The organism is Streptomyces sp. NPDC002577, from assembly GCF_053594815.1.
The window spans coordinates 51,557-70,134 of the sequence record NZ_JBSFWK010000015.1 but is presented as its reverse complement, the minus strand read 5'-3'; the positions used below and the strand labels follow the sequence as shown (position 1 = coordinate 70,134).

The following is an 18,578-nucleotide window of genomic DNA, read 5'->3' as shown; positions in this document are numbered from 1 at the left end:
CTCGCGGGCGCGGCTCAACGGCCCAGTGCCGCGAGCTCCTTCGCCGCTTCCGTCAGGTCCTTCGCCGTGTCGATGGCCCGCCAGTACGCGCCCTGCGGAATCGGGAAACCGGCCAGGCGCTTCTCGCGCGCCAGCCTCGGGAACGTGGTGCGCTCGTGGTCGCCGCGCGTCGGCAGCAGCTCGGTGAACTCCGCCGAGAACACGTACACACCGGCGTTGATGAGATACGGCGACGGAGGGGCCTCGACGAAGTCCGTGATGTGCCCGAAGGTGTCCGTCTCGACGGCACCCCAGGGGATGCGCGGGCGGGCCAGCGCGAGCGTCGCCGCAGCGTCGCGCTCGGCGTGGAAGGCCGCCATGTCGCGCAGCGAGAAACGGGTCCAGATGTCGCCGTTCGTCGCGTACCACGGCTGGTCGGCGTGGGGCAGGTGGGCGGCGGCGTACTTGAGGCCGCCGCCGCGGCCGAGTGGTTCGTTCTCCACCACCGTGGTGACCCGGAGCGGAAGATCCGCGGACTCCAGCCATTTCTGGAGCACTTCGGCCAGATGGCCACAGGAGACGACGGCGTCGGTGACGCCCTCGTCGGCGAGCCAGGCCAGTTGGTGGCCGATGATCGGCGTTCCCGTGCCGGGGATCTCGACCATCGGCTTGGGCCGGTCGTCGGTGTAGGGACGCAGCCGAGAGCCTTGGCCACCGGCCAGTACGACGGCTTGAGTGGGGCGGATCAGCCCGTTCGAATCACCTGTCATGTCCGAACTGTACGTGCTGTCCGCCCGCGGGTCCGACGGGCCGCTCCGTCGCTCCGGGCGTCGCTCGGGGCGCCGTCAGCCCTGCTGGGAGGCGACGCCGGACGCGAAGGACGTGTCGCAGACCGGGCGGGCGAACGACTGGGCGCGAGAGGCTCCGTAGCGCTGCACGGCGGCGCGGCCGAGAGCGCGGGCGATGGACATGCAGTGCCGGGCCAGCGACGGCCGGCCGTTGACCGCCTGCTGGAGCTCCGTGAGGGCAACGCCCGGGTCCTTCTCCTGGAGTTCGAACAGGAGCCGGTCGCGCAGGACGTCCTGCGGGGCACGGGACCTGGCCGGCGTCGACACGTCCTCGGCGGAGACGGTGAGCACGGAGTCCGAGGAGCCGCCGCCCGACCAGTTGACGCGGGTGACCGCGAGGGTCCCGGAGAGCACCAGGACGACAGGAAGAACGAGAGCGAGAGAACGGCCGATTCGGCGGGCGGGGCCGCGCCGAGCCGACGGCTTAGAGGAGTGCGTCACGCGAGTGAGAGTAGCGGCCTGTAGTGATTTGGCGACATTTGGTCACTCTGTCGAGCGACGGCGAACCGGGAATTGCTCGGCGGGTGTTGACGTACAGGCTCGAAATGCCCGTTGTGTGACCTATTTGTGTGACCGCTGAAAGCCGGCCGACGAACGACGGGAGTCCCGCACCGGACGGTGCGGGACTCCCGTAGGCGTGGTGGCGCGGAAGCGCGTCAGTCGCTGAGGCGCTCGCCGGTCGAGGTCGAGAACACGTGGGACTCACCCGGACGCGGCACGACGTGCAGCTGGGAGCCCTTCTCGGGCACCTGGCGGCTGTTGACGCGGATGACCAGGTCCTTCGCCTCGCCGCCGACCTCGGCGGTGCCGTAGACGTAGGCGTCGGCGCCGGTCTCCTCGACGACGTTGACGGACACGGCCAGACCGGCCGGGGCGTCCGCGGAGTCCTTCGACAGAGCGTTGGCGGCGCCGCCGTTCAGCTCGACCACGTCGAAGTGCTCGGGGCGGACACCGACCGTCACGGTGCGGTCGCCCTTGTCGGCCGCGGCGGACAGCGCCTCGCGGTTGATCGGGACGACCGAGTTGCCGAACTTCACACCGCCGTCGGTGATCGGCACCTCGACGAGGTTCATGGCGGGAGAGCCGATGAAGCCCGCGACGAAGAGGTTGGCCGGCTTGTCGTACATGTGACGCGGCGACGCGACCTGCTGCAGGATGCCGTCCTTCAGCACGGCCACGCGGTCGCCCATCGTCATGGCCTCGACCTGGTCGTGGGTGACGTAGACGGTGGTGATGCCGAGGCGGCGCTGCAGCGACGCGATCTGCGTACGGGTCGAGACACGGAGCTTGGCGTCGAGGTTCGACAGCGGCTCGTCCATGAGGAACACCTGCGGCTCACGCACGATCGCGCGACCCATCGCGACACGCTGCCGCTGACCACCGGAGAGGGCCTTGGGCTTGCGGCCCAGGTACTCGGTCAGGTCGAGGATCTTGGCGGCCTCCTCGACCTTCTGGCGGATCTCCGCCTTCGGCACACCGGCGATCTTGAGCGCGAAGCCCATGTTGTCGGCGACCGTCATGTGCGGGTAGAGCGCGTAGTTCTGGAACACCATGGCGATGTCCCGGTCCTTCGGCGGCAGGTGCGTGACGTCGCGGTCACCGATGCGGATCGCGCCGCCGTTGACGTCCTCGAGACCCGCGAGCATGCGCAGGGAGGTGGACTTACCGCAACCGGACGGGCCGACGAGGACGAGGAACTCGCCGTCCTCGATCGAGATGTCGAGCGCGTCGACGGCGGGCTTCTCGGAACCCGGGTAGATCCGGGTTGCCTTGTCGAACGTGACAGTGGCCATGGTGATGGGCCCCCTTCACCGGCAGGAACGTGCCGGACGATCCGTTGTAAAGGTGGTGTGCCACTACGGGTGGTCCCGTTGTGGTGTAGTCCACGCGGGTGAACTGCAGCGAGACGGTACCTGGCGTTCACCTGGTCTGTCAGTAGTTCGAGCCATGTGAACTTCGACGAAATTTTCGACGGGGCCGGTCCGTGACCTGGGTACACTGCACGGGCACGCCTCCTTAGCTCAGCTGGCCAGAGCAACGCACTTGTAATGCGTAGGTCGTCGGTTCGAATCCGACAGGGGGCTCCACCGAGGCCCAGGTCGCACAGTGTGTGACCTGGGCCTTTGTCGTCCGTCCGGGAGGTTGGAGGCCCTCAGTGGCGGCCCGAAAGTCGATCCGCGAGGCGGGCCAGGCGGGTTGTCTCGGCGGTCGGGGAGGTGCGCTCGCGGTGGTCCGCGGCGCGGTATGTCGCATACATCCCGTGGACGCCGAGCCAGCGCAGGGGCTCCGGCTCCCATTTGCGGACCTTGTGGTTCACCCAGGGGAGAGTCGTCAGGTCGGTGGGTCCTGACTGGCCGGAGTCCTGTTGGACCAGGTCGCGGAGGGTGCGGGCGGCGAGGTTGGCCGTGGCGACGCCGGAGCCGACGTAGCCGCCGGCCCAGCCCAGGCCGGTGGAGCGGTCGAGGGTGACGGTCGTGCACCAGTCCCGGGGGACGCCGAGGACGCCGGACCAGGCGTGGTCCACACCCACTCCGGCCAGCTGCGGGAAGAGCCGGACGAGGAGCCCGCGCAGGACGTCGATCGTGGCGGGCTGGGTGCGGCCGTCGTTGTCCGTGCGGGAGCCGTAGCGGTACGGGACGCCGCGGCCGCCGAGCGCGATGCGGTTGTCGGCGGTGCGCTGCGCGTACAGGTAGGCGTGGGCCATGTCGCCGAGGGTTTCGCGGCCGTCCCAGCCGATCGCGGACCAGGCGTCGTCGGGCAGGGGCTCGGTCACGATCATGGAGGAGTTCATGGGGAGCCAGGTGCGGCGGTGGCCCTTGAGGGAGGCCGTGAAGCCCTCGGTGCAGCGCAGGACGTAGGGGGCGCGGACGGTGCCGTAGGGCGTGACCGCGTGCTTGGGTTTGATCTCCGTGACGGGCGTGGACTCGTGGATCGTCACGCCCAGCGACTCGACGGCGGCGGCGAGGCCCTTGACGAGCTTGGCGGGCTGCAGGCGGGCGCCGTGCGGGGTCCAGGTGGAGCCGGCGGCTCCGGTGACCCGGATGCGTTCGGCGGTGTCGCGGGCGCCGTAGAGCTCGCGGTCCTTTTCCCCGTACGAGATCTCCGTGGCGTGGAAGGCCTTGAGGCGGGCCAACTGGGCCGGGGTGCAGGCGACTTCGAGGACGCCGCCCTGGTGGATGTCGGCGTCGATGTCCTCCTCGGCCGCGATGCGGATGACCTCGGCGACCGTGTCGTTCATGGCCTGTTGGAGGCGTACGGCGGCGTCGTGGCCGTGGAGTTTCGCGTACCGGTCGCGGCCCGCGACGCCGTTGTAGAGCCAGCCGCCGTTGCGGCCGGAGGCGCCGTAGCCGCAGAACTTCTGTTCAAGGATGGTGATGCGCAGGAAAGGGGCCGCTTTTTTGAGGTAGTAGGCGGTCCACAGTCCGGTGTAGCCGCCGCCCACGATGACGACGTCGGCGGTTGCGTCGCCGGGCAGGGGCTCACGTGGGGTGGGGAGGCCTTCACTGGCGTACCAGAACGATATGCCGCCGTTGACGGTGTTCATGCGAGCGGACGGTAGCGCCTGCGGGGTCGAGCAGGGCAAGTGGGTGGGGGATATGCCGTGGCCGGTGATGGTGTGCGTCCCTAGGATCGGGGTGTGATCGAGGTACCGGACGAGCTCGTGGCCACGCAGACCAGGTTCAACGGTGCGGACGGGCAGGCGTTCGTCGACGTGCTGCCCGGGCGGGCGGCGGAGTTCCTGGAGCGGTGGGGGCTCAGGACCGACGGTCCCGTGATGTACGGGATGTGCGCGCTGGTGCTTCCGGTGGTGTGTGGCGCGGACGGTGCGCAGGCGGTGCTCAAGCTGCAGTACCTGGACGAGGAGACCGTGGGGGAGCCGGTCGCGCTGCGGGTGTGGGGCGGCGACGGGGCCGTGCGGCTGCTGGAGTACGACGATGTCACGGGCACCCTGCTGCTCGAACGGCTCGACTCGGCCCGGATGTTGACGGCGGTGCCGGATTCCCGTGCGGCGGTGCTGGTCATCGCGGAGTTGCTGGCGCGGCTGACCGCGGCCTCGGCGCCGGAGGGGATGAGGCGGCTCGGGGACATCGCGGAGCGGATGCTCGCACGGGTGGGCGGGGCCGTACGAGAGGTGACCGACCCGGACGACCGGCGGCTCCTCGAGGACTGTGCGGCGGCGGTGCGCGAGGTGGCCGGCGAGCCCGGTGACCGGCTGCTGCACTGGGATCTGCACTACGACAACGTGCTCGCCGCCGACCGGGAGCCGTGGCTCGCCATCGACCCGAAGCCGCTGGCGGGCGATCCGGGGTTCGAGCTGTTCCCCGCGCTGGACAACCGGTTCGACGCCGACGAGGTGCGGTGGCGGTTCGACGCGATGACGGACGTGCTGGGGCTCGACCGGGCGCGGGCGCGGGCCTGGACGCTGGGACGGGTGCTGCAGAACGCGCTGTGGGACATCGAGGCCGGGCGCTCGCCGGCGCCGGACCACCTGGAAATCGGGCGGCGGCTGCGCGGCGGGCACGGTTAGCCTGCGGTCATGATTCGTACCGCCGTACCCGCCGACGTCCCCGTCATCCACGCCATGATCCGCGAGCTCGCCGCCTACGAGAAGGCGCTGGACGAGGCGCGGGCCACCGAGGAGCAGCTGCACGAGGCGCTGTTCGGCGAGCGCCCGGCGGCGTTCGCACACATCGCGGAGGACGACGCGACCGGGGAGCCGGCCGGTTTCGCGCTGTGGTTCCTGAACTTCTCGACGTGGCGGGGGGTGCACGGGATCTACCTGGAGGACCTGTACGTACGTCCGGACCGGCGCGGTGGCGGGCACGGCAAGGCGCTGCTGACGGAGCTGGCGCGGATCTGCGTGGAGCGCGGGTACGAGCGGCTGGAGTGGTCGGTGCTGAACTGGAACGAGCCGTCGATCGGCTTCTACCGGGCGTTGGGGGCGCTGCCGCAGGACGAGTGGACGGTGTACCGGCTGACGGACGACGCGCTGGCGCGACTCGGGGCGGCGGAGAAGCTCTGAGCAGCTGAGGGGCCCGGGGCCGCCCTCGGCTGACGGGCCCGGCTCAGGCCACCGACTGGGGTATCGGTGAGTCCGTGGGCGCCCGGCGTCGCGGTGCCTTCGCCGTGACCATCAGGGCCGCGGTCAGGCCGGCGAGCAGCATGAGGCCGGCGGACCACCACAGGGCGACGGTGTAGCCGTGGACGATGCCCTCGCGGGTGATGTGCGCCTGCTGCGTGGGGCTGTGCAGGTGGGCGGCGAGGTAGGCGGTGCTGCTCGTGGTGGCGATCGTGTTGAGCAGTGCGGTGCCTATGGAGCCGCCGACCTGCTGTGCGGTGTTGACGGTCGCCGAGGTGACGCCGGCGTCCTGCTGGGCGACCCCGGCGGTGGCGGTGGCGAACACGGGCGTGAAGGTGAGGCCCATGCCGAGGCCCATCAGCACCATGGCGGGCAGGACGCGGGTGGCGTACTGCGCCTCGACGGTGAGCGAGGTGAGCAGGAGCGTGCCGGAGGCGGCCAGCACCATGCCCGGGACCATGAGCGCGCGGGGCGGCGTGCGCTGCAGCAGCCGGGCCGATATCTGGGTCGAGCCGGTGATGATCGCGGCGGTCAGGGGGAGGAAGGCCAGGCCCGTCCTGACGGGCGAGTAGCCGAGGACGACCTGCAGGTAGTAGCTCATGAAGAGGAAGATCCCGAACAGCCCGGCGACGGCGAGGGCCATGGTCAGGAAGCAGCCGGCCCGGGTGCGGTCCTTGATGACGTGGGGCGGCAGAAGGGGGCTGGGGGCCCTGGTCTGCCACCAGGCGAAGGCGGCGAGCAGCGCGCCTCCGCCGGTGAGGAGCCCCAGCACGAGGGGGTCGGTCCAGCCGTGCGACTCGGCCTCGCCGACGCCGTAGACGATGGAGACGAGGCCGCCGCAGCCCATCACGGCGCCGGGGACGTCGAGGTGCACGCCCCGGTGGCCCGGCCGGTCGCCGAGCAGGGCGCAGGCCCCGATGACGGCGATGACGGCGATGGGGACGTTGACGTAGAGGCACCATCGCCAGTTCAGGTACTCGGTGAGCAGTCCGCCGAGGAGCAGTCCGATCGCGGAGCCGCTGCCGGCCAGGGCGCCGTAGATCCCGAAGGCTCTTCCGCGTTCCTTGGGGGCGGTGAAGGAGGTGGCGACCAGGGAGAGGGCGGACGGGGCGAGTACGGCGGCGAAGCAGCCCTGGAGGGCGCGGGCGCCGAAGAGCATGCCGGAGCTGACGGCGGCGCCCCCGAGCGCGGAGGCGGCCGCGAAGCCGATCAGGCCGATGACGAAGGTGCGTTTGCGGCCGACCCGGTCGGCGATGCGGCCGCCGAGCAGCAGCAGTCCGCCGAAGGCGACGGTGTACGCGGTGACGACCCACTGGCGGTTGCCGTCCGACATCCCCAGGTCGCGCTGGGCGGAGGGGAGCGCGATGTTCACGATCGTCGCGTCGAGGACGACCATCAGCTGCGCGAGTGCGATGACGACCAGGCCCCACCAGCGGTGGGGGTCCGGTGGGGTGACAGGTTCACCTGTTCGGGTGCCGGCCACAGGAACAGAAGACCATGAATCTGGATCGGACGCATTTTTCGGGCGGCGACCGGAGGCCGGCGATGCGCGGCGGGTGCCGCCGCCTCACGGCTCCAGTACGACCTTGCCGATCGTGCCGCGGGACTCCAGTGCCCGGTGTGCGGCCGCCGCTGCCGCGAGCGGGAAGCGCGTGACGGCAGGGGTGAGGCGGCCCGCCGCGGCCTCGGCGAGGGCGCGCAGCTCCAGGGTGCGTACGGGGTTGTCGCCGCCCGCCTTCTGCAGCATCACCGGTCCCAGCACCCCCTCCGATGTGATCCGGCGCTCGGCCAGCTCCTCGGCGGTGAAGGTCAGCGGCGACCCGTCGCGCAGGCCCTGCCCCGACCAGCCGAAGACGACGTGCTTGCCGCCGGGGCCGAGCAGGCCGACGGCCGCGCGGGCCGCTTCGCCGCCGACGCCGTCGAAGACGACCGTCGCGGTGCGGCCGCCGAGGTACGCGCGGACCTGCTGTGGCCAGCCGGGGTCCGTGTAGTCGACGGCGAGGTCGGCGCCCGCCGCACGGACCCGGGCGACCTTCTCGGGCCCGCCCGCGAGGCCGATCACGGTGGCGCCCGCGTGCCGCGCGTACTGCACGAGCAGCGTGCCGATGCCGCCCGCCGCGGCCGGGACGATCGCGACCGAGGCGGGGCCGAGCTCGGCGAACTGCAGGATGCCCATCGTCGTACGACCCGTGCCGATCATGGCGACGGCCTGGGCGAAGTCGAGGTTCTCCGGGATCTCGTGCAGCCGGGCGGCGTCGGTGACGGCCAGCTCCGCGTAGCCTCCGGGGGCGAAGCCGAGGTGGGCGACGACGTGCTTGCCGAGCCAGGCATCGGACACGCCGTCGCCGAGCGCGTCGACCGTGCCGGCGACCTCGCGGCCGGGGATCGTGGGCAGCGCGGGCAGCTCGGGCTGGGGGCCCTGGAGGCCCTCGCGGATCGCGGTGTCGAGCAGGTGTACGCCGGCCGCCGCGACGGCGATGCGCACCTGGCCGGGGCCCGGCTCGGGGTCCTCGGTCTTCTCGTACGCGAGGTTCTCGGCCGGGCCGAAGGTGTGCAGGCGGACGGCGTGCATGACGGGCTCCTCGATCGCTGCCGCGGAGTGTTCCCTCCGGTGCCGGGTGCCGGCACGCGCCAACTCTTCAACGTCAAGCGCGGTTGAGGTCAATGGGTGGGGTTCAGGTCGATGGGCGTGACGCGGGTGTGTTGCCGTGCGGAAGGCATGGCCCGGCGCCCTGCCGTGAGGGCCAGCGTGGCGGCCGTGATCGCGCTGTTGAACGAGACCTCGGAGAGCACGCCGGGTGCGGCGACCTGGTCACCGGCGAGGTAGACGCCGTCGCCGCGGTCGACGGCGGGCCGGTCGCGCCAGGTGGTGCCGGGCCGGTCGACCGCTCCCGTACGGCCGTGTGCGACGGACTCGCGGCGCCAGACGGCACGTTCGCGCCAGCCGGGGAAGCCCAGGTCGAGCAGGTGCTCGGCGCGGGCGACCCCGTCGGCCTTGGACTCGGCCGGTGAGATGGGGATCTGGCCCTGGAGGAGTTGCTGTCCGCGCGGGGCGAGGGTGCGGTCCTGGGCCGTGAACCGTTCGATCCAGCCCGGCGCGTCGAGATCGGAGACGGCGAAGGCGTCGCCGCGGCGGGTGCGTACCGCCAGGTCGATGAGGGCCGTGCGGCCGCTGTCCCAGGTGAGTGAGGAGTCGCCGAGGAGCCGGCGGGCGGCGTCGAGGGAGGTCGCGACGATGACGGGGGTGTCGGTCGGGAGCGTGTCGACGCGCGCCAGCGTCTCCATCCGTACGCCCAGGTTCCAGGCGCGGGCCGCCATCCGGTCGATGACGGACGCCCAGCCGCCGCGCGGATAGTGCGCCTCGGGCGGCAGCTTGGCGGCACGGCGCAGCCGCTCGTGGACGAAGGCGGCGGAGAGCGAGCCCGGGTCGTGGTGGAAGAGCGCGACGGCGGTGTAGTTGGCGGCCGCACGGGCGCCGGCCTCACCGGCCTGCGCCGTGGCCCAGGTGAGGAAGTCGGCGTCCACGGGCGTGTGTTCGGGCCTGCGGCGGGCCAGCCTGAGCAGCGCCAGGGGTGGTACGCGGCGGAGGGCGCCGTCGAGGTGCAGGCGCAGGCGGGAGCCTTCGAGGAGCGGGACGGGAGCGAGCGGGCCGATGAGGTCGCGTTGTTTCAGCCAGGTCCAGTGGGGGCCGCCGCTGTAGAGGGCGTGTGGTCCCGCGTTCGTCCGGTACGGGCCCTCGGCTGTGCGGGCGCGGCCGCCGAGGGTGTGGTGCGACTCGTACAGGGTCACCTTGGCGCCTGCCTCGGCGGCGGTGATGGCCGCGGTGAGTCCGGCGAAGCCGCCGCCGACGACGGTGATGCGGTGCATGGCTGGGGATCTCCCTCTGCTCCGGTGGGCGTTGCCGTTTCCCTCTAGGACGGGTCGAGGGGCCGCGAATGTGACATCCGGTCCGTCAGCGGACGTCGCATCCGGGTCCGGGGCCGGGCTGTGGTCGCGGCGGCGGCCGTTGTCAGTGGCGGGGGGCAGCATGGGGACATGGCGAGGAAAGCGGTGGCGAAGGCAGGGGTGGGCCCGGTGGTGAAGCCGGTGGTGAAGAGCGCCCGGCGACCTGAGGTGCGGCTGCCGCCGCTCGTCCCGTACGCGGGCGGCGAGCTGGAGCCGGACGGGGACTACGACGGCATGGAGTTCCGTGAGCTGGACCTCGCGGGCCAGGACGGCGGGGGCGCCCGGTTCCTGGACTGCGCGCTGACCGGTTGCGGCCTGGACGAGACGCGGCTGCACCGTGCGCGCTTCATCGACGCGGTCCTGTCGGGCATACGGGGCGTGGGCACCGATCTCGCGGAGGCGACGCTGCGGGACGTGGAGGTGACGGACGCGCGGCTGGGCGGTGTGCAGCTGCACGGAAGCGTGCTGGAGCGGGTGCTCGTCCGGGGCGGGAAGATCGACTATCTGAATCTGCGGAAGGCGCGGCTGAGGGACGTCGTCTTCGAGGGGTGTGTGCTGGTCGAGCCGGACTTCGGTGGTGCCCGGCTGGAGCGGGTCGAGTTCAGGGGCTGTGCGCTGAAGGGAGCGGACTTCAGCGCGGCGACGATGACCGACGTCGATCTGCGGTCGGCAGCGGAGCTGGGCATCGCGCGGGGGGTCGACCGCTTGGCCGGGGCGGTCATCAGCCCGGCCCAACTGCTCGATCTGGCACCGGCGTTCGCGGCACAGATCGGAGTGCGGGTGGTGGTTCCCGGCGAGGAATAACCGAATAACGGGACGACGAATAAGCGAACAACGGGACAGCGGACGGGGGAGCGAGTTGCCGCACGCGGGGGAGTGAGCAGCTCACACGCGGGGGAAGCGGGCCTGGAGCGTCCAGATCGCCGGGTTCTCCGCGAGGTCCTCGTGCATGTCCGTCAGATCGGCGATCAGGTCGTGCAGGAAGTCGCGGGCCTCGCGGCGCAGTTCGGAGTGGGAGAACGTCAGGGGCGGCTCGTCGCCCGGCTGCCAGTCGGCCTCGATGTCGACCCAGCCGAAGCGGCGCTCGAAGAGCATGCGGTCGGTCGATTCGGTGAAGTCGAGCTCGGCGTACTGCGGCCTGGCGGCGCGGCTGCCCGCCGGATCGCGGTCGAGCTGCTCGATGATGTCGCACAGCGCCCAGGCGAAGTCGAGCACCGGCACCCATCCCCAGGCTGTGGACAGCTCCTGGTCCGTCTTCGTGTCGGCGAGATAGACGTCGCCGCAGAAGAGGTCGTGGCGCAGGGCGTGGACGTCCGCGCGGCGGTAGTCCGTCTGCGGCGGGTCGGGGAAACGGTTGGAGAGGGCGTAGCCGATGTCGAGCACGTAGGCGATGGTGTCACGGGTGGCGGGGGCGAATGCCGTGGGAGTCCTGAGCTGCGGAGATCTCATCGCTCACGCGTCCGCGCATGCCGTCGTCGTGGCGCCGGGCCCGCCGCAAGGACAAATGCCGTCCGACGCCCAAAAGTCCCATAGGATCGCCAGGTGGAATGTCGTCGTACGGCCCGCATGACGACCGCGGCCGGGCCCGTGCTCGCGGCCGCCCTCGCCCTCGTCCTGAGCGCCTGCGGCCCGGGCGCCGCGCGCACCGCGGGCGCCGCCGGCCTGCACGACCCGTACTTCCCGAAAATGGGCAACGGCGGCTACGACGTCTCCCACTACGACCTGAAGATCGACTACGACCCCGGGTCCCGCCGGCTCACGGGCGAGACGGAGATCACCGCACGCGCCACACAGGTTCTCAGTGCGTTCAACCTCGACCTGAAGGGGCTGAGGGTGGAGTCCGTCAGCGTGGACGGCACCGGTGCCCGCTTCCAGCGCGCCGGCCAGGAGCTGACCGTCCGGCCGGCAGACACGCTCACCGAAGGCGAAACGTTCCGCGCCGTCGTCCGCTACTCCGGTACCCCGGTGACCATCACCGACCCGGACGGCTCCCGCGAAGGCTGGCTGAACACCGCGGACGGCGCACTGGCGCTGGGCGAGCCGACCGGGTCCATGGCGTGGTTCCCCGGCAACCACCACCCGTCCGACAAGGCGACGTACGACGTTCAGGTCACCGTCCCCAAGGGTCTGCAGGCCGTGTCCAACGGCGAGTTGAGGCGCGAGCGGACCCAGAACGGCCGGACCACCTTCACCTGGCACACCCCTGAGCCGATGGCGAGCTATGTCGCGACGCTGGCCATCGGCACGTTCGACGTGAGCCGGTACGAGACGAAGGCCGACGGCAGCGGCGGGAACGGCAAGAGCGCCAAGGAACTGCCCGTCCTCACCGCCGTCGACCCGACCCAGGCCGACAAGAGCAAGAAGCCCCTGGCCGAGCTCCCCGGCGTCCTGGAGTGGGAGGAGCGGAACTTCGGCCCTTATCCCTTCTCCGCGTCCGGAGTGATCATCGAGCGGCCCGATGACGCGGACTACGCCCTGGAGACCCAGACCCGTCCCGTCTTCCCCGGCGCCCCGGGCACCGATCTCCTCGTCCACGAGCTGGCCCACATGTGGTACGGGAACTCGGTGACGCCGAAGTCCTGGCGGGACATGTGGCTGAACGAGGGCTTCGCGACCTACGCCGAGTGGCTGTGGGAGGAGGACCACGGCGGCGAGAGCGCGCAGAAGAGGTTCGACGCCCTCTACCGGGGCGACCCCGGCGTGGACCATGCCGACGCCATCTGGTCCTTCTCCCCCGCCGATCCGCCGACTGCCGCGGACGTCTTCGACGACACGGTCTATCTGCGTGGCGCCATGGTCCTCCACAAGATCCGGCAGACGGTGGGCGACGACGCTTTCCGCGACATCCTCAAGGGCTGGGCGGCCGAGCACCGCCACGGCAACGCGGACACCGCCGACTTCACGGCGTATGTGGAGAAGAAGGCGCCCGGCAAGGACTTCACCGAGATCTGGGACGACTGGCTGTACGGAAAGGGAAAACCGGACCACGCCTGAGCAGCACGCCCTCCGTCACAGCGTCTTGCGCAGCACGGCGCAGGGGCGGCCCAGTTGCAGGTCCTTGCGGTGGTCGATGGCGTCGTATCCGAGTGCCGTCCAGAAGCGGAGTCCGCCTGGATTGTTGTCGAGGACGGCGAGGCGTACGGCCGTGCGGCCCGACTGCCGGAAGCGTTCTTCCACGAGCGCCGCGAGCCGGCGTCCGTAACCCCCGCGGTGCCGGGCGGAGTCCACCATCAGCAGGCCGATCCAGGGATCCGGGTCGGCGGGGTCGGGATGGTGCGCGAGCGTGATCGCGATCCCGACGAGCCGCCCCTCGCTGCGGGCGAGCAGCACCTCGGCATCGGGGTGGGCCAGCTCCTCGGCCAGCGCGGCCGCCACCTGCTCGGGCCGGATGTCGTCCGGATCGGGGAAGTCGCCGCTCAGCGCGAAGAACTCCCGGTTGGACGCGTAGAGCCCGGCGAGCTCGGTGAGGAGCTCGCCGGGCATGTCGCGGCCGGCCGGCGCGAGTGGTTCGAGGATCATGCGGCGCAGGCTATCCGCCGACGCCTTTCGGACCTCTCACCGGACCGTTCGCCTCGAACAGGAGGCCGGCAATGCATCGGCCGGAAGGCCGGTGCCAGACGTCGAAGCCGGATGTCAGACGTTGACGCCGAAGTCCTGGGCGATGCCCACGAGGCCCGAGGCATAGCCCTGGCCGACCGCGCGGAACTTCCACTCGGCGCCGTTGCGGTACAGCTCGCCGAAGACCATCGCCGTCTCCGTGGCCGCGTCCTCGCTGAGGTCGTAGCGGGCGATCTCGCTGCCGCCGGCCTGGTTGATGATGCGGATGTACGCGTTGCGGACCTGGCCGAAGTTCTGGCTGCGGGACTCGGCGTCGTAGATGGAGACCGGGAAGACGATCTTGTCGATGTCGGCCGGGAGGCCTGCCAGGTTGACGTTGATCGCCTCGTCGTCGCCCGCGCCCTCGCCCGTGCGGTTGTCGCCGGTGTGGACGATGGTCTGGTCCGGCGTCTGCTTGTTGTTGAAGAAGACGAAGTGGGAGTCCGAGTAGACCTTGCCCTGCTGGTTCACCGCGATCGCCGACGCGTCGAGGTCGAAGTCGGTGCCGGTGGTGGTCCGGACGTCCCAGCCGAGGCCCACCGTGACGGCGGTCAGGCCCGGTGCCTCCTTGGTCAGCGAGACGTTGCCGCCCTTGGACAGGCTTACAGCCATGGGAAGTCCCTTCCTGGTTCTGTTCGTTCCTCAATGCGGGCTTCGTACTGGGGACGAAGCTACCGTCACCCGTATGAACGTCGCGGGGGGACCAGGAGGTTCCACGTCTCTTTACTTTCTTTACCCGGGGCGCCCGGGTGGAGTAGCGGGCCTCGGAAAAACGGGTGACGGGAGGCGGATGCGCGCGGGACCATGGAACTCATGTCCGGTCCCTATCCCATCCGCGGTTCGGTCCTCCTGCCCGAGGCCGAGCTGATGTGGCGTTTCTCGCGGTCGTCCGGGCCGGGCGGGCAGCACGTCAACACCAGTGACTCGCAGGTGGAACTGCGCTTCGACCTCGCGGGGACGGAGTCCCTGCCGCCGGTGTGGAAGGAGCGGGCCCTGGAGCGGCTGGCCGGCCGGCTCGTCGACGGGGTGCTCTCCGTACGGGCCTCGGAGCACCGGTCGCAGTGGCGCAACCGGGAGGCCGCGGCCGTGCGGCTCGCGGCGCTGCTCGCGGAGGCGACGGCTCCGCCGCCCAAGCCGCGGCGGCCCACCCGTATCCCCCGCGGCATCAACGAGCGGCGGCTCCGGGAGAAGAAGCGCCGCGGCGAGACCAAGCAGGGGCGCTCCGGACGGGACTGGGGTTAGCCGACCGCCGCAAAGGCGGGCGGGCGCCCTCACCCCAACTGCCGGTAGCGCCCCCGGAAATACGTCAGCGGCCCCCCGTCCGCGCTCGGTGCGGTCGCGGTCAGGACGCGGCCGATGACCAGCGTGTGGTCGCCTGCCGGTACGCGCTGTTCGGTGCGGCACTCCAGGTTGGCGAGCGCCCCGCCCACCAGCAGGGCGCCGGACGCCTCGCCGCGTACATACGGGATGCCCTCGAACAGCAGGCGGTCGCTGACGCGGCCCTTCATGGCGAAGCGGCCCGCGATGTGCCGCTGGCTCTCGGAGAGGATCGAGACCGCCCACAGCGGCTGTTCGGCGAGCAGGTCGTCCATGCGGGAGCCCTCGCGCAGGCTGATCAGGACGAGCGGCGGATCCAGGGACACCGACATGAAGGCCGTGGCCGTCATGCCGACGTCGTCGCCGCGGGGCCCCTCCGGGTCGAGCGCCGGTTCGTGCGCGGTCACCAGCACCACACCCGAGGCCAGCCGGGACATGGCGGCGCGGAACTCGTCCTCACTCACCCCCTCAGCATGCCCGCCGTCATGGGGGAGGTGCGGGAGGGGCGGGGCGGAGGGCGCAGCGGGTGCCGAGGGCACGGGCGGGGCGGAGTGGAGGGAAGGAGTGTTCAGCACATTGCTGAACGCTAATCGTGGGCCACGGCCCCCACATCGGACCAGGGTCGCAAGCGAGGACTAGGACCGAAGGCCGACACTGCGGCCGACCGCGTCCGGGTGCACCGGCCGCCGGCAGTGACGGCGCGCACGGCCGACCGGCGCTCGCGATTTGCGTTCACTAACACTTCTCGGCCCCTCGCGTCGAGCCCGACGCGCTGTCGCCATTGGTCTCCACCTCCTGTGACTTGAGTCACAGGAGGCATTATTTGTTGACCCTGTGTACCGAGTGGACAGCTCACTGTGATTCAGTGGCGGGAGGACGCTGCAAGAAGTACGCCGATGACACTACTGGAGTTGCTGTCGAGGTCTCGGGGAGAGCGAGCATGGAGACCGAGTCGGAGCCGTACGTCCGTCTTGCGACCCTGCGGCAGCTGCATCGGGTGATGGCGGACATGAACACGGCGCGCAGCCTGGCCGACACACTGCAGACCGTCGCCGACGGCGTCGTGAACGGCCTCGGATACGAGCTCGCCGCCGTCAACCTCGTGCGCCCGGACGGCGATCTCGTCGTGGCCGCCTTCGCGGGAAACGCCGCCGCCGACGCGCTCATGACCGGCCGCGTCGGCTCGCGCACCTCCTGGGAGCGCCGCCTCTCCATGGGCGAGGCCTGGGACGACCTCCGGTTCATTCCGTACACCGAGGGCTGGGTGCTCGACGACGACGACGTGCCCCAGTGGCTCACCGACGGTCCCGAGCCCCGCTTCGACGACGAGTGGCACCCCCGCGACCGCCTCTTCGCGCCCATGTACGCGACGGGCGGCGCCGGCGGGGAACTGCTCGGAGTGCTCTCCGTGGACCGCCCGCGCAACGGCCGCCGCCCCGGCGCATGGGGGCGCGAGGCGCTGCAGATGTACGCGTTCCATGCCGCCATTGCAATCAGCAACGCCCGGCTGCGCGCAAACATGCAGCGCGCCCTGGTCCGCCTCGAGCGCGAGCAGCAGGCCCTGCGCGCCAGCGAGGAATCATTCCGGCAGGCCTTCGAGTACGCGCCGAGCGGCATGGCCATCGCCGAGATGGGCGGTGACCAGCACGGACGCATCCTGCGGACCAACGACGCGCTGTGCCGGCTGCTCGGGCGTCCCGCCTCCGCCCTGCGCCGCTACTCCTTCTCCGATCTGGTCCACCCCGAGGACATCGGCACCCTGCTGCGCACCTCCGCCGAGGGCGGGCGGGCGGAGCTGCGGTTCGTCCGGCGCGACGGCACGTATGTCTGGGTGTCCCTGCGCAACTCCGTCGTCGCGGACGCCGCCGACGGGCCGCGCTTCCTGCTCACCCACGTCGAGGACATCGAGGAGCGCAAGCGCCGCGAGCTGCAGCTGGCCCACCGGGCCAGCCATGACTCGCTCACCGGCCTGCCCAACAGCGCCGAGCTGCGCACCCGGCTCAGCGCCCGGCTGTGCAGCCGCCCCCAGCATGTCGCCCCCAGCTCGGTGGCCGCGCTCGACGCGGCGTTCGGCGGGCCCGGAGCGGGCCCCGGTGACGGCGCGTACGAGATGACGTACGAGATGACGTACGAGAGTGGGTACGACACCGGGTACGAGGCGGACGCGCACGGCTTCGACTACGGGCACGGCTCCGACTACGGGCACGCCTCCGACCCGGCCGACCGGGCCTTCGGACCGTACGACCACCATGTGCACGCCGTCGCGCCGGTCGGCGTGGACGACGGGACGAAGGGGCTCGCCGTCCTCTTCTGCGACCTCGACGGCTTCAAGTCGATCAACGACCGGTTCGGGCACCACACGGGCGACGCGGTGCTGATCGAGGTCGCACGGCGCCTGACCAGCGGCGTCCGGGACGGGGACACGGTGGCGCGGCTCGGCGGCGACGAGTTCGTGGTGCTCGCCGACGGGCTGGGCCCGGCCGACGCGCAGGACCTCGCGGTGCGGCTGCGGAACGCGATCATCCCGCCGATCCGGGTGGACGGCCGGGCGGTGCGGGTCGGTGCCAGTTTCGGCATCGGATGGGCACAGTGCGGCATGTCCACGGACGAAGTCTTGAAATCAGCCGACGAGCGGATGTACGACGAGAAACGGTCTCGTCCCAAACAACATCGTCGTGCCGGTTGAACCGCAGGTCAGCGCGGTGGTGAGGCGTAGGCCACCCTTGTGCGCGCCTGGGAGCGGGTAGGCTCGCAAGGTCCGCTGTCTTGCATGTGGTGAGGAGTGACCAAGGGATGACGCCCGGCAACAACGGCGCGAGCACGCCCGAGGACGACGACCCGTTCGGCTACCTCTACGCCGACGGTCAGGCGTCCGGGGCCACCCCGCCGACCGGTGGCGGCGGCTACGGGTACCCGGGTTCCCGCTCCTCGTACAACCAGGTCCGCCCGGTCGGCGAGCGGCAGTACGGGCAGCAGGCACCGCAGGGCTACGGGCAGCAGACGCAGCAGGCCCCCTACGGGCAGGTCCCGCAGCAGTCGTCGCACGGCCAGCAGAACGCCCACTACGCGGCGCCCGAGACGCTGCCCGGCGGTGCGCCCACCACGCAGTACCAGCCGGCGCCGGACCACTCCGGCCACGGCGGCCGGGGGCGCGGCCCCAACACCCGGGGCCTGCTGATAGGCGCAGTCGCGGTGGTCGCCGCCGTCGTCATCGGCATCGGCGTCGCGGTGTTCAACGGCGACGACTCCGATAACAGCGGGGACAACCAGGCGGCATCGACGCCGACGGCGACAAAGTCGGCCGAGCCCAGCCAGTCCGCGACCGGGGAAGCCGACGACCCGGCAGAGCTGCCGGCTGCGGACGCCAAGGCGCTGCAGCTGGGGACCGGCGTGTCCACGGCCTCCGACGTCGAGGGCGCCGACGCCGGCGGCGGCGTGTACGTGACGGGGCTCAACCAGGTCGGTGCCCAGGTCACCTGGACGGTCAACGGCATCCCCAAGAACGGCGTGTACACGCTCTTCGTGGGCTACAGCGTCGCCGGCGAGGACGCGAAGATGACGCTCATCGTCAACGGCAAGGAGTTCGGCTCCAAGCTCAACATGGGCAACTTCGCGGGCGCCGCCAAGGACGACTGGGCGAAGGGCTGGACGCAGACCTTCGCGTATCCCAGCCTCACCAAGGGCACCAACACGCTCACCATCTCGTGCCAGGACGGCGACCAGTGCAACGCCCTGCTCGACCGGGTGTGGCTGAAGGCCGGGCAGGTCAAGAAGTAGGGCACCGGCCCCCGGCGGGAGCGGTTCGAGCGGGC

General features: G+C 71.2%; 18 protein-coding genes and 1 tRNA gene. 8 read left to right on the top strand and 11 right to left on the bottom strand.

Going from position 1 to position 18,578, the window contains the following annotated elements:
* Positions 1-14: 14 nt before the first annotated feature.
* The 3 genes from ACWD4J_RS20950 to ACWD4J_RS20940 all read right to left on the bottom strand — a co-directional run bounded on the left by ACWD4J_RS20950 (position 15) and on the right by ACWD4J_RS20940 (position 2,620).
* Positions 15-749 carry a nucleotidyltransferase family protein gene (locus tag ACWD4J_RS20950; RefSeq protein WP_451396899.1) on the bottom strand — a complete coding sequence of 245 codons (735 nt, stop codon included), beginning with the start codon at positions 747-749 and terminating at the stop codon, positions 15-17.
* Positions 750-824: 75 nt separating this feature from the next.
* Positions 825-1,268: a hypothetical protein gene (locus ACWD4J_RS20945; RefSeq protein ID WP_451396898.1), complete on the bottom strand. Its 444-nt coding sequence runs from the start codon at positions 1,266-1,268 to the stop codon at positions 825-827.
* Between the two features lie 215 nt (positions 1,269-1,483).
* The gene (locus ACWD4J_RS20940; RefSeq protein WP_451396897.1) at positions 1,484-2,620 is read right to left on the bottom strand and encodes an ABC transporter ATP-binding protein; all 1,137 of its coding nucleotides are present in this window, start codon (positions 2,618-2,620) and stop codon (positions 1,484-1,486) included.
* Positions 2,621-2,837: 217 nt separating this feature from the next.
* Here ACWD4J_RS20940 and ACWD4J_RS20935 point away from each other — a divergent pair.
* A tRNA-Thr gene (locus tag ACWD4J_RS20935) sits at positions 2,838-2,914 on the top strand.
* Positions 2,915-2,979: 65 nt separating this feature from the next.
* On the opposite strand, the gene ACWD4J_RS20930 is transcribed toward ACWD4J_RS20935, so the two are convergent.
* Positions 2,980-4,371, bottom strand: coding sequence for an NAD(P)/FAD-dependent oxidoreductase (locus ACWD4J_RS20930; protein WP_451396896.1), 1,392 nt, complete (start codon positions 4,369-4,371; stop codon positions 2,980-2,982).
* Positions 4,372-4,464: 93 nt separating this feature from the next.
* Between ACWD4J_RS20930 and ACWD4J_RS20925 the strand changes: the two genes are divergently transcribed.
* Positions 4,465-5,355 carry an aminoglycoside phosphotransferase family protein gene (locus ACWD4J_RS20925; RefSeq protein WP_451396895.1) on the top strand — a complete coding sequence of 297 codons (891 nt, stop codon included), beginning with the start codon at positions 4,465-4,467 and terminating at the stop codon, positions 5,353-5,355.
* A 9-nt stretch (positions 5,356-5,364) separates the two neighbouring features.
* Positions 5,365-5,850: an N-acetyltransferase family protein gene (locus ACWD4J_RS20920; protein ID WP_451396894.1), complete on the top strand. Its 486-nt coding sequence runs from the start codon at positions 5,365-5,367 to the stop codon at positions 5,848-5,850.
* A 43-nt stretch (positions 5,851-5,893) separates the two neighbouring features.
* Here ACWD4J_RS20920 and ACWD4J_RS20915 read toward each other — a convergent pair whose 3' ends face one another.
* The 3 genes from ACWD4J_RS20915 to ACWD4J_RS20905 all read right to left on the bottom strand — a co-directional run bounded on the left by ACWD4J_RS20915 (position 5,894) and on the right by ACWD4J_RS20905 (position 9,774).
* Positions 5,894-7,390, bottom strand: coding sequence for an MFS transporter (locus ACWD4J_RS20915; RefSeq protein ID WP_451396893.1), 1,497 nt, complete (start codon positions 7,388-7,390; stop codon positions 5,894-5,896).
* A gap of 84 nt (positions 7,391-7,474) precedes the next feature.
* Complete coding sequence (locus ACWD4J_RS20910; RefSeq protein WP_451396892.1) at positions 7,475-8,479, bottom strand: zinc-binding dehydrogenase; 1,005 nt, start codon at positions 8,477-8,479, stop codon at positions 7,475-7,477.
* Positions 8,480-8,568: 89 nt separating this feature from the next.
* Positions 8,569-9,774, bottom strand: a complete 1,206-nt coding sequence (locus tag ACWD4J_RS20905) for an NAD(P)-binding protein (protein WP_451396891.1) — start codon at positions 9,772-9,774, stop codon at positions 8,569-8,571.
* A gap of 168 nt (positions 9,775-9,942) precedes the next feature.
* On the opposite strand from ACWD4J_RS20905, the gene ACWD4J_RS20900 reads away from it, so the two are divergent.
* Complete coding sequence (locus ACWD4J_RS20900; protein WP_451396890.1) at positions 9,943-10,656, top strand: pentapeptide repeat-containing protein; 714 nt, start codon at positions 9,943-9,945, stop codon at positions 10,654-10,656.
* Between the two features lie 81 nt (positions 10,657-10,737).
* On the opposite strand, the gene ACWD4J_RS20895 is transcribed toward ACWD4J_RS20900, so the two are convergent.
* Positions 10,738-11,235: a hypothetical protein gene (locus ACWD4J_RS20895; protein WP_451396992.1), complete on the bottom strand. Its 498-nt coding sequence runs from the start codon at positions 11,233-11,235 to the stop codon at positions 10,738-10,740.
* A gap of 183 nt (positions 11,236-11,418) precedes the next feature.
* Between ACWD4J_RS20895 and ACWD4J_RS20890 the strand changes: the two genes are divergently transcribed.
* A complete protein-coding gene (locus ACWD4J_RS20890) occupies positions 11,419-12,846 on the top strand; it encodes a M1 family metallopeptidase (protein WP_451396991.1) in 1,428 nt (475 codons plus the stop codon).
* Positions 12,847-12,861: 15 nt separating this feature from the next.
* Here ACWD4J_RS20890 and ACWD4J_RS20885 read toward each other — a convergent pair whose 3' ends face one another.
* Positions 12,862-13,371: a GNAT family N-acetyltransferase gene (locus ACWD4J_RS20885; protein ID WP_451396889.1), complete on the bottom strand. Its 510-nt coding sequence runs from the start codon at positions 13,369-13,371 to the stop codon at positions 12,862-12,864.
* A gap of 114 nt (positions 13,372-13,485) precedes the next feature.
* The gene (locus ACWD4J_RS20880; RefSeq protein WP_451396888.1) at positions 13,486-14,061 is read right to left on the bottom strand and encodes a TerD family protein; all 576 of its coding nucleotides are present in this window, start codon (positions 14,059-14,061) and stop codon (positions 13,486-13,488) included.
* A gap of 201 nt (positions 14,062-14,262) precedes the next feature.
* Between ACWD4J_RS20880 and arfB the strand changes: the two genes are divergently transcribed.
* Positions 14,263-14,691 (top strand): alternative ribosome rescue aminoacyl-tRNA hydrolase ArfB, encoded by a 429-nt coding sequence (gene arfB / locus ACWD4J_RS20875; RefSeq protein ID WP_451396887.1) that lies wholly within the window; start codon positions 14,263-14,265, stop codon positions 14,689-14,691.
* Positions 14,692-14,720: 29 nt separating this feature from the next.
* Here arfB and ACWD4J_RS20870 read toward each other — a convergent pair whose 3' ends face one another.
* Positions 14,721-15,230: a flavin reductase family protein gene (locus ACWD4J_RS20870; protein WP_451396886.1), complete on the bottom strand. Its 510-nt coding sequence runs from the start codon at positions 15,228-15,230 to the stop codon at positions 14,721-14,723.
* Between the two features lie 476 nt (positions 15,231-15,706).
* Between ACWD4J_RS20870 and cdgB the strand changes: the two genes are divergently transcribed.
* The gene (gene cdgB, locus ACWD4J_RS20865) at positions 15,707-17,452 is read left to right on the top strand and encodes a diguanylate cyclase CdgB (protein ID WP_451396885.1); all 1,746 of its coding nucleotides are present in this window, start codon (positions 15,707-15,709) and stop codon (positions 17,450-17,452) included.
* Between the two features lie 107 nt (positions 17,453-17,559).
* Positions 17,560-18,543 carry a carbohydrate-binding protein gene (locus ACWD4J_RS20860; protein ID WP_451396884.1) on the top strand — a complete coding sequence of 328 codons (984 nt, stop codon included), beginning with the start codon at positions 17,560-17,562 and terminating at the stop codon, positions 18,541-18,543.
* Positions 18,544-18,578 lie beyond the last annotated feature (35 nt).